At 48.1% G+C, this 15,503-nt stretch carries 16 protein-coding genes; 6 read left to right on the forward strand and 10 right to left on the reverse strand.

Features of this window, described 5'->3' with window-relative positions:
* Window positions 1–236: 236 nt before the first annotated feature.
* Window positions 237–1,478, forward strand: a complete 1,242-nt coding sequence (locus ADIS_RS06980) for an MFS transporter (RefSeq protein WP_010853687.1) — start codon at window positions 237–239, stop codon at window positions 1,476–1,478.
* Between the two features lie 402 nt (window positions 1,479–1,880).
* Window positions 1,881–2,297, forward strand: a complete 417-nt coding sequence (locus ADIS_RS06985; protein ID WP_010853689.1) for a hypothetical protein — start codon at window positions 1,881–1,883, stop codon at window positions 2,295–2,297.
* Between the two features lie 114 nt (window positions 2,298–2,411).
* Here ADIS_RS06985 and ADIS_RS06990 read toward each other — a convergent pair whose 3' ends face one another.
* The 4 genes from ADIS_RS06990 to ADIS_RS07005 are packed head-to-tail and all read right to left on the reverse strand — an operon-like array spanning window position 2,412 to window position 7,009.
* Window positions 2,412–2,816, reverse strand: a complete 405-nt coding sequence (locus tag ADIS_RS06990; protein ID WP_035805015.1) for a (deoxy)nucleoside triphosphate pyrophosphohydrolase — start codon at window positions 2,814–2,816, stop codon at window positions 2,412–2,414.
* A gap of 46 nt (window positions 2,817–2,862) precedes the next feature.
* Window positions 2,863–4,341: a TolC family protein gene (locus ADIS_RS06995; protein ID WP_010853692.1), complete on the reverse strand. Its 1,479-nt coding sequence runs from the start codon at window positions 4,339–4,341 to the stop codon at window positions 2,863–2,865.
* Complete coding sequence (locus tag ADIS_RS07000) at window positions 4,334–5,650, reverse strand: ABC transporter permease (protein WP_010853693.1); 1,317 nt, start codon at window positions 5,648–5,650, stop codon at window positions 4,334–4,336. Before ADIS_RS07000 ends, ADIS_RS06995 begins: the two co-directional genes overlap by 8 nt.
* A gap of 45 nt (window positions 5,651–5,695) precedes the next feature.
* Window positions 5,696–7,009, reverse strand: coding sequence for an efflux RND transporter periplasmic adaptor subunit (locus ADIS_RS07005; protein ID WP_035805017.1), 1,314 nt, complete (start codon window positions 7,007–7,009; stop codon window positions 5,696–5,698).
* A gap of 173 nt (window positions 7,010–7,182) precedes the next feature.
* Here ADIS_RS07005 and ADIS_RS07010 point away from each other — a divergent pair, with 173 nt between their 5' ends.
* Window positions 7,183–7,962 (forward strand): class I SAM-dependent methyltransferase, encoded by a 780-nt coding sequence (locus ADIS_RS07010; protein ID WP_035805019.1) that lies wholly within the window; start codon window positions 7,183–7,185, stop codon window positions 7,960–7,962.
* Between the two features lie 5 nt (window positions 7,963–7,967).
* Here the strand turns inward: ADIS_RS07010 and ADIS_RS07015 are convergent, their stop codons facing one another.
* The 6 genes from ADIS_RS07015 to ADIS_RS07040 are packed head-to-tail and all read right to left on the reverse strand — an operon-like array spanning window position 7,968 to window position 13,061.
* Window positions 7,968–8,948 carry a glycosyltransferase gene (locus ADIS_RS07015; protein WP_010853697.1) on the reverse strand — a complete coding sequence of 327 codons (981 nt, stop codon included), beginning with the start codon at window positions 8,946–8,948 and terminating at the stop codon, window positions 7,968–7,970.
* On the reverse strand, window positions 8,948–9,910 hold the full coding sequence (locus tag ADIS_RS07020) for a glycosyltransferase family 2 protein (protein WP_010853698.1): 963 nt from the start codon (window positions 9,908–9,910) through the stop codon (window positions 8,948–8,950). Before ADIS_RS07020 ends, ADIS_RS07015 begins: the two co-directional genes overlap by 1 nt.
* A 9-nt stretch (window positions 9,911–9,919) precedes the next feature.
* Window positions 9,920–10,471 (reverse strand): DUF4199 domain-containing protein, encoded by a 552-nt coding sequence (locus ADIS_RS07025; protein ID WP_035805021.1) that lies wholly within the window; start codon window positions 10,469–10,471, stop codon window positions 9,920–9,922.
* A gap of 12 nt (window positions 10,472–10,483) precedes the next feature.
* Window positions 10,484–10,999 carry a DUF4199 domain-containing protein gene (locus ADIS_RS07030; protein ID WP_010853700.1) on the reverse strand — a complete coding sequence of 172 codons (516 nt, stop codon included), beginning with the start codon at window positions 10,997–10,999 and terminating at the stop codon, window positions 10,484–10,486.
* On the reverse strand, window positions 10,992–12,242 hold the full coding sequence (locus tag ADIS_RS07035) for a dihydroorotase (RefSeq protein ID WP_010853701.1): 1,251 nt from the start codon (window positions 12,240–12,242) through the stop codon (window positions 10,992–10,994). Before ADIS_RS07035 ends, ADIS_RS07030 begins: the two co-directional genes overlap by 8 nt.
* Before the next feature lie 54 nt (window positions 12,243–12,296).
* Window positions 12,297–13,061, reverse strand: coding sequence for an SDR family NAD(P)-dependent oxidoreductase (locus ADIS_RS07040; RefSeq protein WP_035805024.1), 765 nt, complete (start codon window positions 13,059–13,061; stop codon window positions 12,297–12,299).
* A gap of 342 nt (window positions 13,062–13,403) precedes the next feature.
* On the opposite strand from ADIS_RS07040, the gene ADIS_RS07045 reads away from it, so the two are divergent.
* From ADIS_RS07045 to ADIS_RS07055, 3 genes are all read left to right on the forward strand, one after another.
* The gene (locus ADIS_RS07045; RefSeq protein ID WP_010853703.1) at window positions 13,404–13,784 is read left to right on the forward strand and encodes a hypothetical protein; all 381 of its coding nucleotides are present in this window, start codon (window positions 13,404–13,406) and stop codon (window positions 13,782–13,784) included.
* A 265-nt stretch (window positions 13,785–14,049) separates the two neighbouring features.
* Window positions 14,050–14,997 carry a nitrilase family protein gene (locus ADIS_RS07050; protein ID WP_010853704.1) on the forward strand — a complete coding sequence of 316 codons (948 nt, stop codon included), beginning with the start codon at window positions 14,050–14,052 and terminating at the stop codon, window positions 14,995–14,997.
* 15 nt (window positions 14,998–15,012) lie between these two features.
* Window positions 15,013–15,423: an NUDIX hydrolase gene (locus ADIS_RS07055; RefSeq protein WP_035805026.1), complete on the forward strand. Its 411-nt coding sequence runs from the start codon at window positions 15,013–15,015 to the stop codon at window positions 15,421–15,423.
* The last annotated feature ends 80 nt before the right edge of the window (window positions 15,424–15,503 follow it).

Here is a 15,503-nt window from a genome sequence, read left to right on the forward strand (position 1 = left end):
GAAATAAACCAATTTTAACAGTGTTAACTTTTTAAAAGACTCGACGTACACCCAAAAAATGAACCCCAAAAATTTGGTTGCCAACGTGATTTGCAGCCAAAATAAAACGCTCATCAAATTTTTTGACAATATTTTATTTATGATCTCCGGGATAAGTTCATTTTTTTTTATCTTGTCCGAGCAAATCAGTAAATCAACCTAAAAACATTTTCACAAATCATCAAAACCCAAAGTCAATGAACGAAAACATTAACCGAAGCGCGCTTTTTAACGGAAGCTGCTTTGCCTTGATCACCACCGCCTTTACGTTCGCCATCCGGGCGGGGATCCTTCCCCAGCTAGGGGAACAGTTTGGCCTCAGTGCCGAGCAACTGGGCTTTATCAATTCGATGTGGTTTTTGGGATTCCCCATTTCCATGATTATCGGAGGGTTGGTTTACCATTCCTTCGGTCCTGCCAACATCATGCGGGTAGCATTTGTAGCGCACACCCTTGGTATTTTGCTAACCATCTATGCGGGTGGCTACACGACACTGTTGATTTCCACGCTCTTTATAGGGTTTGGAAACGGCTGTACGGAAGCTGCCTGTAACCCAATGATCGCTGACATGTATTCTGGTGACAAGCTGAACAAAATGCTGAACCGCTTCCACATGTGGTTCCCCGGAGGTATCATGCTTGGCGCGATCATCTCAAACATCATGACCAGTATGGGCGGTGCCATGGGCGCATGGCAAACCCAAATGTGGGTATTGATGATTCCAACTATCATCTACGCGGTTCTGTTCTACGGTAAAGCATTCCCCAAGCCAAAAGTGGAGGGCGTTACTTCCCTGGCAGAGAACTTCAAAGCAATGGTGAGCCCGGTGTTTATATTTTTGTTTTTCACCATGGCCCTTACCGCCATCACTGAATTCGGACCACAACAGTGGGTTAACATCGTGTTGAGTAAGAGTGGTGCAAATGCCATGTTGATCTTGGCCCTGACCACCGGTATCATGGCAGTAGGCCGCTTCTTTGCCGGCCCGGTAGTGGCCAAGCTAGGGCAAACGGGCGTCCTTTTGGGTGGTGCCATCCTTTCTACACTAGGTATCTACCTGTTCAGTGTGGTAACAGGAGGTGTTGCCTATTTCGCGGCAATCATTTTTGCATTGGGAGTATGTTACTTCTGGCCGGTAATGATCGGCGCGGTTGCGCAGCGGGTTCCTCTTAGTGGTGCATTGGGCATGTCCATCATCGGAGGTATCGGCATGTTTTCCACTGCCATTTTCCAACCTATTATTGGCGGATGGATCGATGGCAATATGGCTGAAAAATCAGCTCAAGGATTGACAGGGGAAGAACTTGAACTAGTGGCCGGGCAGGCAACACTGCTAAACATGGTGGCCTTTCCAGGTATCCTGATCGTGTTATTCCTTATCTTCTTTTTCTGGCAGAAAAACGTAAAGGCACCCGTAGGTGTAGAAGCCGTACACTAATTTTAATTTCACTATAAAAAACCCAAGGGCAGTCAACCGGCGTTGACTGCCCTTTTTATTCCCCTTTTTGTGAATACCCCACCATCTAGAAGTGATTCTTGCCGACCTTTGACCATCCATCTCCATAGTTGTTCTAGAGAGGCATGGTGTACCTGCGGACTGAGTGCTAGCCATCCATTCTGCAATGGATCCCATCGCCAAACGAGCCATAAACCGCTTAAATTTTCCCCCTCCAATGACGGCGAATACCAGATCTGTACCTGTCAAAAAACCCAAAACCCACCCTATTGCGATGGAAGGCAAAAAACATAGGGATCACTCCTTGCCGCCTCTTGTTTATATGGCCCATGAACTTTGGCAGGAATTTTGAAAGCCCTTGATCGATACTAACCAAGATCAACCATGAACAGGTGTTTTTTTATCGCAGCCATTCTTTTCCTTGGCATCAGCCTGAGTTCTTACGCCCAAATAGCTGCTGGGGTATACCGGTTAAGTTCGGCGACTTTCGCCAGTATCGGTACCGATCCTGAACAAAAAATTTTTGGAGAGGCAAGGGTTTCTACTGGAGGAAGGGTTGGCATTGAAGGAACCTTTGGCTACAACTTTGTGCAAAATGAGACGGTAAATTTCTACTCGGGATTTCATTTGGGAAATCAACCTTCGCAAAACCTTTACCTGGGAATACCGTTAGGACTACTTGTGAAGCCATTTGCCAAAACCGAAAATGTCGGTTTTTTGATGGAAGCAAGTCCCATTTTTCCTACCGGATCTGGAAATTACTTCCGGGCAGGTCTGGGGATAAAGTACGTATTCAGATAAAGACATTAACTCAACCAACTATTATCACCATGAAAAGCTCAGCCAGGGAATTCCGGGCTGGGCTTTTTTGTGTAGAAAAAATTACCCATCCATTTTATTGTCGAAATATCCGCTTTATCCAACTAATCCTTGAGTGGATGGATGTGTCCTAAGCATGGCAACCACCTTTCTGTCGGCTTCGGAAAAGTTCAATGCCGCTAGCTCGGCAAATCCTGCCCAATAAACGTCGGAGTGCTCTGCCAAGACAATATCTTCGCTCTCCAAGGAAGCTATGAAGGGTATAAGCCGAATGGCAATATCGGGATATTCATGCTCCAATGACTCCAATCTAGTGCCAATGCGAATACGTACCCCCAACTCCTCAAAAATCTCTCGGATCAAGGCCTCCTCCTCCTTTTCTCCTTGATCAATTTTTCCACCTGGAAACTCCCATTGGTTGGCTCGGGCTTTTGTCACGCCCCGCTTCGCACACAGTACGCGACCGGATCTGATTATTACCGCACAGACTACGTCAATCATTTGCTACGTTCAAAAGAACCTTTTTATATAAGCCTGGCACCCTTAGCTATTCCAAAGATGGATTGTACAATAGTTCACCCTTCTCAAAATCATACAGTGTCAGGCCCCTCATCTCGAAGTAAGCTGTCCAAAACTCACGGAGGGATTCTATGTAGGCCCGTCGATTCTGATCCTTCTCCCGCTGTGCGATACCTAGGTCGGTGATGGTCACGTTGCCATTTTGATAGCGGTTGAAGGAAATCTCGTATCGCTTGTCAGCCACCTGGTCTGAAAGCTCAGTAATCTCGATCTGGTCCCGAAGCATCTCAAAATTCTTTACTTTCGTAAAGATCTCCTGTTCGAAATTGATAACTTCCTGGTCCAAGGTATAGTTGATTAACTTTTGATTGGCCTTGGCCTGGCTCATGCGGGCCTTGTTTCTGCCCCAGTCCAATACAGGCACACCGACACCCAGACTAACCAGTGCCTGTGTATTTGGATTGGTGTAAATTTCGGAAAACGCCAATCCGGCATTATTGTACCCATAGCTCGCATTCAGGTTCATTTGAAAACGCTGTCCCCTAGCCTGGGCAACGCCGCTTTCCGCCTCTATTCTTTCCCGCTCAAAAGCAATCGCATCCGACCGGTTCTGAAATGCCCGATCTATTGCCTCCTGGACATTGATTGTAAATGAAGGAATCTCCGAGGGCAGTTCCAGGCTAATGGTCAATGCCTCGTTCAACCCGACAAAAGACTTTAAAGCCAGTGAACTGGTTTCCATTTGTAGCTTGGCCCTGGCCAAATCCTGCTTTGCCTCCAGTACTTGTAGTTCCACTTGTAACAGCTTATCCTCATAGGTTGTACCGATATTGTACCTCCCTCTCTCGATTTTCAAAATGGCCTCTGAGTTGGCCAGGTTTTTTGTAGCTATCTCCAGATCAACCTGGGCGACAAGGAAATCAAAAAACATAGAGGATACACGGCGGGAAATCCCCTCCATCTCCTCCACGTAGCCCCGCTTACTTTCCTCGTAAACCAGGGGCTCGATCTGCTTGTCCCATTTGAGTCGATTAAAAGCGAAAATGGGTTGGATAAGCCGCACATTTAAAGGCACACCACTCCAACGGGTCTGGGGATCGAAATTGGAAGCCATGAAATTGTCAAACCGATTGGTACTGCTGTTAACGGAAATGGTACCTCCCGTCGCAGCGATTTCCTGCCTAAGGCCTAGTTCCACGTCCATGAAATTCTGCCGCACTTCCCTAAACTCCAGCGTCCCATCGGGCTGAGTGACGCTGGCAAACTCCTGGCTGTACCGGGGCAAGGTCCCCGAAAGAAAAAGCTGGGGATTGTAGTTGGAACGAAATAAACGGTAGCGCCAATAGAGGTTCTCCCTGCGGGTTTCTGCCTGTAGGGCAGCGGGGGATTGGGCCTTGGCACGGGCCACAATCTCCTCTAGCGTAAAACGTGTTGGTTCTTGTGCAGATGCCGACGTAAAAAAGAAAAAACACAAAAAGATAGCTAAAATTACCTGGTTCTTATTCATATCGAAGGGATGTAATGGGATCCTGACTGGCTGCTCTCTTCGCAGGCATGATACCAAAGGCCAATCCAACACTTGCGGCCACACCGAAGGACAAAATAATGGATGGCATGGTAATAATTGTCGGAAATTCCGCAAAAGTGGATACCATATGGGCCAACACCACTCCTAAAATAACGCCTATGATTCCACCGGTAATACTTATCATGACTGCCTCGAAGAGAAACTGATTGACAATATCGGATTTTTTTGCTCCCAACGAAAGTCTTAGTCCGATTTCTTTTATTCTTTCCATCACAGATGCGAGCATTATGTTCATTATGCCTATCCCTCCCACCAACAAGGAGATGCCCGCAATCGCACCAAGGACAATATTGAAAATGTTTTGGGTACGCTGCTGCTGTTTCAATAAGAGTTCTGGAATGGTGATCTCAAAATCCACCACACCGAAATGCCTCCGCTCCAATATTTTGGAAAGCACCTCCGCAGTGGGTGTCAAAAGTTCGCTGTCCTCGACTTGCACGACCAACTTATCCAGTTGATGGTAATTTGAGCGGGCACCTCCCGATTCAGCCCCCGCCAACGCCGACTGGGTGACCAAATCCCTATTTCTGAAGCGGATCAACATCGTCTGTATAGGAACGTACACATCCATGTTAAAATCCCGAATGCCCAGCTTCGATATACTGGATTCCGATACTACCCGTTCCTCCAACACACCGATTACCTCCAACCACTGATTACCACTTTTTATCCGTTTCCCAATCGGGCTTTCCTTGGGAAAAAAACGGGACTGCACACTCCTGCCGATGATACAGACTGCATCGCCCTTGACCATGTTTTTCTCACTAAACATCCTCCCTTCTTTGAGCTTGAAATCCAAAACGTCAAAATACGCAGGGGTAACTCCCACCAGCTTAGCGGATCGTCGCAAGCCACTCTTGACGATGTGGGTGTCAAATACTATCTCCGGGCTAATTCGTCGTATACCCGGTATGGTTGCCTGAATGGCTTCCACATCCTGCAGCTTCAAACCGGGCGAGAACTTGGCCCGCTCCCTTTCCAGCAAACTGGATTCATCGACCTGCTCTTCGACCTGTTCTACCACCGGCTGGATTACTATATTGTTTACTCCGACCAGCTTGATCTGCTCCATGATTTCCTGCTGCGCCCCATTTCCGATGGCAAGCATCGCAATCACGGCAGCCACCCCAAATATAATCCCCAAAGCGGTCAAAAGGGATCTAATTTTGTTGGATAACACCGCCTCAAAGGCTATGTAAAAATTGGCCAAAAGCCGTTCATTCATCATACGCTTGCATTAGATCATATCCCCTTGGGATAAATACAGGTTGCCCTATGGGATAAATCCCTGAGCACGGTCGACCGTGACCCTAGGCTCATCCCTGTCACGGCTTCTCTTTCCGTTTAGTTCATCCAAAAGTTTCACCGCTAGGTTTTCGCCCCAGCCCGGGGTTGACAAATATACCTTATCTCCTTGGTTTATTCCCTTTTCTATAACCACGTCATTGGCATTTGTCATACCCATCATCACCTCTTGCTTCACACCGCTTTTGAGGTATACGTAGTTTATACTGTCGTGCTCCACGTTGATCGCTTCCAGCGGGATGTAAAGCACATTGTCCAACTGTTCGGCAATGATTGCATTGCTGGTAGTCATGGAGGGACGCAACAGATCATCGCTTTCGTTGACCCGGATGACGACCTCAAAAACCTTCGCGTCCGAGTTGGGACGCTGTTGGCCCACGTTGGCGACTTTCGTGACTTTTCCAGAATATCGCTTATCCGGAAATGCATCCAATCCGATCTCCACCGCTTGGCCAATTTTCACCCTGCGTATATCGACTTCGTTCACGTACGTGATACTTTGCATCGTGGAAAGGTCGGGCAAGGTGGCAACCACCGGGTTCCATGAACTGATCTGAGATCCCTCTCTGACCTTGGTGCCACGGTTGGTCACATAAATCACCATTCCGTCCTGGGGCGCCTTCACTACAAACTTGTCGAGCACCTCGATCATTTGATCTACTTCGGCCTGTACCTCCCGTAGCTTTGCGCCAATCTCTACCATTCTGGCCCTTTCTTGCAGCGTTTTGATGCGGTAGCGCTCCCTACCCTGCTCAAGTTCGCGTTTGGCCTTCTCTAGGTTGTACTGATTCTGCTTGATAATCGCCGGGGGCTCGTACTGGGACTGCTCGAGAATGAGTTCCTGCTCTCGAACAATGTACTCCATGTTGAGGATATTGTCCCTTTCCTGCCGGAGGTTTAGGGAGGTGTCCAATTGGATTTGCTCATACTGGGCCCTGGTCTGGTCCAGCTCAAGTCGCTTGTCCTCCAATCTGCCAAAAAGTTCGGTCTTATCCAATGAGCAAATGAAATCCCCCTGCTTCACCACCGTACCCTCATCCACCATCTTGTCGATTGTAAAACTCCCGATTCGAAATCTTCGGGCGTCCGAAGGACCGAATACCTGCACAGAACGAAGGGCCTCCAATTCCCCCGTAGTGGTAATCTCAACTTTGAACTTGCCCATCTTCGCTGTGGCAGTTAGCTCGTTGCCCACTCCTGTCCTGTTCGATCCCAAGGAAAAATACAGGATAGTGATGACGACGATACTCCCAACAGCTACATATATCAAATTCTTATTCATCAAATTGTAATTTACACTTACAAATTTAAACTTTTCTGTGTCCCAAATGAACCCAGTAAGCCCTTTATATCACCACTGACATAATTTTCGCATTTGATGGACTAATCTGTCCAAGACAACGCTATTCCCCATGTATTGCGTATCTTGCGCCCCTGTTTACCTATTTACAGAATATGACCAAATCAATCATAAGCTGGGTTATACGGCATGTTCCTAGGAAGTACCTGCAATTAGTCAGCCATATTTTTTTAAAAGTAAGCGTTTTATTCTATGCAGGCAAAAATGTCACGTGCAACGTTTGCGGAAAATCATTCCGAAAGTTCCTTCCTTATGGACGTGTCGCCCGAGAAAACGCCCTTTGCCCCAATTGCCTGGCCTTGGAAAGGCACCGCCTGATGTGGCTGTTTTTACAGCGGCAGACCGGCTTTTTTTCAGAGCCACTCAAGGTACTCCACATTGCGCCAGAACACTGCTTTATCGAGCGGTTCGAGCGGCTGCCAAATCTGGAGTACGTCACCGCTGATTTGGAATCACCACTGGCCAAAGTGAAGATGGATATACACAAGATACCTTTTGGGAACGAAACCTTTGACGTCGTATTCTGCAATCATGTGTTGGAACACGTCTCTAACGATATTCAGGCATGCAGCGAGATTAATCGGGTATTGAAACCTACGGGCTGGGGAATCATACAGTCTCCGGTCTACGATTTGGCTGCCACCTTGGAAGATCCTTCAATCACGGATCCCGCCGAGCGGGAAAGGGTATTTGGCCAACGGGATCATGTGCGGAAATACGGACAGGATTATGCCAGGAGACTGACGCGATCGGGACTTCAGGTTGATGAGGTTGACTTCATCTCTACGTTACCTGCGGAGATCATTGCCCTGCATGCGCTCCCCTCTCGTGAAATTATCTATTTTTGTAAAAAAGGGCTAGAGGCGGCCGGATAATAGCACTACGGGCGGGGTGGTTGATCGCCGCTTGCAGAGCTTCGGATCCCTTCCACCGCAATTCCTGCCCCATAACTACTTAGCTGGGCCACCGAAGTCACCAACGCCAGGAAGCCAATCAGAACAGACCGGGTCTCCCAGGATGCGGACACAACCACCCCTACTGCCCAGATAAGAAAAAACAAGGCCACGGGCAGAAACAATACCGGTAACACCCATCCAATAAACGGCAAAAACACCCAAGCCAGCAGGAAACCCAGTGGCAAAAGGTGTACGGGTTGCAAAGCCTCCGGGTGAATGCGGCTTACATGGATTCTGTTTGTTCCAAACTGAAAGCTTTGCCGTGCAAATCCCAAAAAAGTGCTCTTCCGGTGGTGGTATACCCATGCTTCCCTGACCAACTCCAGTTTAAATCCCGCTTTCTTTATCCGCATGCTAATCTCGATGTCCTCCGCTTGATTAGCCAGCCTAAATCCTCCTACCTGTTCAAACACTTTTCTGGAAAAGCCCATGTTATAACCCCTGGCCTGATACTTGGCCGGATCCTTTAGTTTTCCACGTATGCCGCCGGTGGTCCAGAATGAGGTCATGCTAAAATTCATCGCCTTCTGCCACGGGCCGAAATCCTCCTTTGCGTTGTCCGGTCCGCCAAAAGCGTCTAGCTTTCGCGCCGTGATCGTCTTTCGAAGATTTTCCATATACTCGGAGGGCAACTGGCAATCCGAGTCAAAAAAAAGAAAAAAGTCACCGGCCGCCTGTTGCATGCCCGTGTTGCGGGCAAAACCCTGTCCGGTATTTTGCTGATAAACATAGGTGAGGTGTATCCGCTCCTTGAAAGCGGAAACTACGTGCTTACAGGGTACCGAAGAACCGTCATCGATCACAATCACTTCAAAATCCGTGCAGGACTGGGCACATAGGCTATTAAGAAGTGCCTCGATCTCCTCGGGGCGGTTATAAACGGGTATGATGACCGAAAACCGCATCAACGTTCCAGATTGATCCGTTCTGAGATAGAATAATCGGATTTTCTTGAATTGTTGGAGGTCATCATCTCCGCCAAGAACCCTGTCAAAAACAGCTGAACCCCCACGATAAGCGCCACCAAGGCCAGGAAAAACAAGGGCTGATCGGTTATTTCACGCACGCTTAATCCGTGCCGCAGGCCCTGAATCTTGTCGTAAATCAATTTAAAGGTAATGATGAAACCTGTAAGGAACGAAACCGTGCCTAGGCTGCCAAAAAAATGCATAGGGTTCTTTTTGTAACGGTTTACAAAGGACACGGAAATCAAATCCAGAAACCCGTTGATAAAACGTTCCATCCCAAACTTCGTCGTCCCGTACTTTCGGGGTTGATGCGAAACCACCTTTTCACCTATCTTGCTATACCCCTGCCACTTGGCTATCAGCGGAATATAGCGGTGCATTTCTCCATATATATGGATGTTCTTGACCACCTTCCGCTGATAGGCCTTGAGTCCACAATTAAAGTCATGGAGCTGAATGCCCGATAGTAGACGTGTGACCGCATTGAAAAACTTGGAAGGAAGGGTTTTGGTAATAGGGTCATGGCGTTCCTTCTTCCACCCTGACACCAGATGAAACCCTTCCTCCTTGATCATACGGTAGAGATCTGCTATCTCATCCGGGGAATCCTGCATATCGGCGTCCATGGTGACAACAACTTCACCGGAAGACTCCAAAAAACCAATATCCAGCGCGGCTGACTTTCCGTAATTTCGGTTAAAGCCCACTGCTTTAACGGCTTGATCATTTGCAGCCAGGGTGCGAATCGCCTCCCAAGAACCATCGGTGCTGCCATCATCCACGAGGATGATCTCATAGGAAAACCCTTGCTTCTTTAATACATAGGTGATCCATGTGACCAATTCAGGTATTGACTCTTCTTCGTTAAAAACAGGTATGACAACCGATAATTGCAGCATTTATTGAAATTAATAATCCAACGACTTGTCCCGCTTTTTGATGATCGCAGCCAGGATAAGCGCCATAATTGCGTATACGATGTTCCCGATCGCAAAGGATTTGATCTGCCCAAAGACGGTGAAGTTGGCTTCCACCCCTTCCCTGATCTCATCCAGCTGATCTCCGGATATACTATCGCCGGCACCGAAACGATCCATCATCTGCAGCATGTTCTCGAGCTGGGCATCCACCAGCATCTTGGGAAGCTCCGGATCTATGACCTGGTAAAGGATCATATTTCCGGCCAACCCGATAAGGCCACTGATCAATAAGGTCACAAACGAAAAAACAAAGGCCGGGCTGTATTCCAGGTAGCCCCCCACAGACTTACGGTATTGAAACCCAAAATAGAGGATCAACCCGAAGAAAAGCACCAGGATAATGATGCCAAACCAAAACGAGACCAAAATGCTGTAATCCACAAAATACGCCAAGAGCGTCAAAATAAACATGACGAGACCAAGGTACAGCCCCGCCTTTACGGCGGCCTGTGACGGTGTTACGCTTACGTTAGTTTCCATAGATGTAAAATGTTATGAGATGAAAGTCCTCTTTAAAATTATGGAAATTATGATAGTAAAGAATAAACCTGGGATAATTTTTCTAAGAAAATCGTTGATTACCACATCTGATAGACTCATAGCTTGGATGCTTGAAAAGGTATCCTCATAGCTTTTCTCCCCCAATTGCCCAATCAACAGCTCCCGTTTGGTTTCCAAAAGCGCAATGTTTGACGCTTTGAACACCTCAAATACCTCGGGCTGCATGACGATAAACAAGCCGATAAACGTGGCAGAGATCAACGCCATGAGTGTGTAGACAAAAAAACCAACGCTCATCCCCTGACTGAAAAAAAGCTCCCCACCATTATGCTTGTCCCTAAACTGCTTGATACCGGCAAACACAAAAAGGGGCACGATCACGTACCCAAAAATGAGCACCATTCCCACAGGCTCGGCTCCCAAGGCATACAAAAGTGTGAAACCTACCGCCAGCAGAATACCTCCTGCCAGCCCAAAGGGAAGCGATGCGGAAAGATACCTATTCATGAACCCGGATAAATTTCCCTCTGTTTACCAAAAATTCAGCGCGCCCCTTAAGCGTTCGGCCAAGCCATGGGGAATTTTGGCTCGCCGAAGCATTTGATGTCAGCTGATACTCCCATACCGCGCCGGGGTCAAAAACCGTCAATGTATCGAAACCGCTATCCGGCAGATCCAATACCTTTGCCGGACCGCTGCTGAGCTTTTGTGCCAACAGTGGCCAACCTAACAATTGCTCCAAGAGTACAAGGGCAGGCACAAAGGTCTGCAGCCCTATCATCCCAAAGGGGGCTAAATCAAACTCCATAAACTTCGCATCAAAGTCCTGGGGAATATGGTTGCTGACCAAGGCATCGATCGTTCCATCCTTTAGTCCTTCTATCAGTGCCAGACGATCCTCTTGGGACCGAAAGGGAGGCATTACCTTGTAAGAGGTTTCGAAACCCATCAAATCCTCTTCATCGAACAATAGCTGATAGATGGATACGTCCGCGGTCACTTTCAGCCCCTTGGCCTTTGCTTCCCGAATGCTCTTTACCGCCCCGGCCGTACTGACGGTCTGAAGATGCAGACGCCCACCTGTATATGCCAAGATAGCAAGGTTTTTATCCACGGCTGCTTCTTCTGCCAATCTTGGCACACCCTTAAGGCCCAAAATCGTAGAAGTAACCCCTTCATGCATCTGACCAAACATTGCAAGCAGTGGATCAAATGACTGATCGAAAAGCACCCCCTCAAACTTTTGAAGGTACTGAAGTGCCTTCATCATCCGGTCACCATTTGCCAAAGGAACCGTACCCTCCCCAAATACACGAACACCCCGCTGACTTAGATCGATCATTTCCGTCAAGTCATCGCCCTTGGTGTCTTTCGTGACGGCCGCTTGAAGGTGGATGGAAGGGAATAGGGTCGCCGTTCGCTGCTGTATAAAAGCGACTTCATTTACCGACTGTATGGCAGGCTGCGTATTGGGCAAGATAACCGCCCCGCAAAATCCTCCTTGCAGTAACCCCTGCTCTAGTGTGTCGAACGTCTCCCTCGATTCGAGGCCAGGCTCACCCACAAAACACCGCAGGTCGATCCATCCGCGGGAACCGAGCAAACCCTCACAAGGAATTCGTTCTGCATCGTCCGGAAGAAGGGCTCCCTCAGGAAGGAGCTCTATCTTCTGTCCGTCAAATAAATAGTCTGCTGCCGGTAGAATTTTATCATCAGAAATCAAACGCAGTGCCTGAAATATTTTCTTCATACAAAAATACTTTCTGCAAAACTGCGATTTTCTTTGATAAAAAGGAAATTAAAATCAGGCCTTCATCCCCCCATCGACCACATAGGTTGCCCCTGTGATAAACGAACTTTTGTCTGAAGCCAAAAACAACGCCAGCTGGGCGATATCCTCGTTGGTGCCATACCGTCCCAAGGGTATCATCTTGGTGAAGTTCTCCTTTGCTGCCGCCCCCTGTCCCGGCGCAAACCCCTCTTCGAGGGACCGCATCATCCGGTTGTCCACCGGTGAAGGATGGATGGTGTTGACCCGGATTTTGTGCGGGGCTCCCTCCAGCGCACCGGTTCGCATCAGTCCAATGGTAGCGTGTTTACTGGCTACATACGCACTCACGGCAGGGGTTCCTCCCAATCCGGCCACTGAAGAGGTAATGATCACACTGCCTCCTCCGCTCCTCTCCAGCAAGGGGAACCCGTATTTCATTCCCAGCCAAACCCCCTTTACGTTCACTGCTATCACCTGATCAAACACGTCCTCCGGATAATCGACCATGGGCCTGACGACACCTTCTACGCCTGCATTCAAGAAAAGAATATCCAATCTACCAAAGGCCTCCTCGGTTTCCTTCATGTACTTTTGCACCCCCGAGGCGACACTTACGTCTGCCTGAACCCAAATAACCCGACTGTCCGTGAGCTCCTTTTTGGCCAGTTGAAGGCCTTCCTCACTAAAATCCACTACCGCAACGCCTCGTACGCCCTGCTCCAAAAACAAACGGGCAGTAGCCAATCCAATACCCCCTGCCCCGCCGGTAATTACGGCAACTTTATCTTTTACATCCATGTCTTTTGTAAGTTTGATCGTGTGACATCTTTTTGATAAATGGGTTCCCAGTTGATAGTCTTGTCCCATTTTGAAAGCCCAAGGTATCAGAAAACCCCGCAATTCCCTATGACCCAACCCAGCCAAAAACCTGATTAAAATCAGTGATCTAAAAAAACCTACCAGGTCAACTTAGTAACATCGGGTGAAAAGGAAGCTGCCAAACGACCAGTAAAATCAGCCATATACCGTTCTTCAGGGAATTAATCCGATTATTTCCAATTTATTTTGTCCGAATGCTTTGATTTTGTCTTCAAATGGGGTACCTTGAGAAAGTTAACATAAACCCTAAATGCAAGGATTATGAAAAAGCTGGTATTTCTGTTTGCGCTTTCCGTGAGTTTTTCGGCCTTTGGTCAAGATGTGATCAATATGGAGATCAGTCCGAAAAAACCCGGATCACTTTACCAAGAGCACGATTCGTTCCAGTTGGATGATTCATTCTCCGACGTAGTGACCATCACCGAACTTAAACTGGCAGACCCATTATCCATGCCTATTGCGGTACCTCCACTTGGATTCCATGGAAACATGGCCATCAAAAAACTGATGGTTCCCTCTGAACCCGGCCTGCCTGCCTATGAATCGAAATCCAAACCAAAAAAGGATATGGAATCCCTTTATGAGGAGCGAACTTTTTACCTTATCCTCCCGGATCCAAATCGGAAAAGGGAAGATTATTAAATGGCATCTTGAAAAATTTTTGCTTACGTCAAAAACCGTATACCCAATTGTAACTGAGGCTACGACCCTACCCGTCCTTTCTTCGTCAGAGGAAGGGATTTTTTGCCCCAATACATAAGGCAACAACTACCGGCAAGTTACCGTGATTGCTGGCGTTTAAAATCATTACGTCTCCGTTGTACGCAGTTGATTCTGGAGACTTGCGTTCTGCGCGATTTCATAGTACCTTGGAGCACCAAGTCATTACGGAACCCAACAGTGCCCCATGAAGCCCATCAAAATTGCCACTGTACAATTTGAAAACAAAAGCGCCGACAAGGCCTACAACCTCCAGGTAATCGAAGAATTTGCCGCACAGGCGGCCCGACAAGGTGCACATGCAGTTGCATTTCACGAGTGTTCTATCACCGGCTACACCTTTGCGCGAAATCTTTCCCGGGAAGAGTTGCTGTCCATTTCAGAGGAGATACCCGATGGCCCCAGCATAAAGCGCCTACAGGCCATCTCAGAAAAATACGGGATTGCGGTGCTTGCAGGCCTATTCGAGCGAGAGGAAGAGCGGCTCTATAAAGCCTACGTCTGTGTGGATAAATCCGGGGTGATCGCCAAGTTCCGTAAACTTCACCCCTTTATCAATCCCCATATTGAACCGGGCAACTCATACTGTATATTTGAATTGAACGGCTGGAAATGTGGCATGTTGATTTGCTACGACAACAACATCGTCGAGCATGTCCGCGCGACCAATTTGTTGGGTGCAGATATCCTTTTCATGCCCCATGTGACCATGTGTACCCCCTCTACGCGCCCTGGAGCGGGCTTTGTAGATCCGAAGCTCTGGGAAAACCGCGTGTCAGACCCTACCAGCCTACGGACAGAGTTTGATGGACTGAAAGGACGGGCATGGTTGATGAAATGGCTTCCTGCAAGGGCGTATGACAACGCCATGTACGTAGTCTTTTCAAACCCCATTGGCATGGACGATGACCAGCTGAAAAACGGATGCAGCATGATTTTGGACCCATTTGGAGACATACTGGCGGAATGCAGAAAGCTAGACAACGATATGGTAATCGCCACCATTACCCCTGAAAAACTCACGCAAGCCGGTGGTCATAGGTATAAAAAAGCTCGCCGTCCGGAACTATATGGAGACATCATCGCCCAACCGCACCAGTCGGAACAGAGGGTAGCCTGGATCTCCAAAGACTAATCAAAACCCAACCAAATGCAACTACCCGAATGTTTTTACCGAGTGAGTGTCAAGACCCTCGTTTTGGACGCAGAAGAACGCTTTTTGCTTGTCAAGGAAGACAATGGATGGTGGGAATTACCCGGCGGGGGACTCGATTTCGGCGAATCCCCCCAAGAAGGGCTTAGGCGGGAAGTTGCCGAGGAAATGGGGCTTACGATGTCCAACATAGCCGACCATCCGACCTATTTTTTTACAACCATCAACCACAAGGGCGTCCACATTGCCAACGTGGTTTACGCAGCCACTTTCGAACACCTGAATTTCACCCCTACGCCCGAGTGCGTGGAAGTAGCGTTTTTTACCGCGGAGGAGGTCCTTGCTTCTGAATGGATGTACCCTAACGTAACGGAATTTGCTCGTATTTATGGAAGGAGGAAAAAATGAAAAGCGCAAAAAAATACCCCAACCACGCCGTCGATCCGGAAAACACCTAGCCTAAACAGGTCGTTGACGTCGAGATGATA

Source organism: Lunatimonas lonarensis, from assembly GCF_000390185.1.
Lineage (GTDB): Bacteria > Bacteroidota > Bacteroidia > Cytophagales > Cyclobacteriaceae > Lunatimonas > Lunatimonas lonarensis.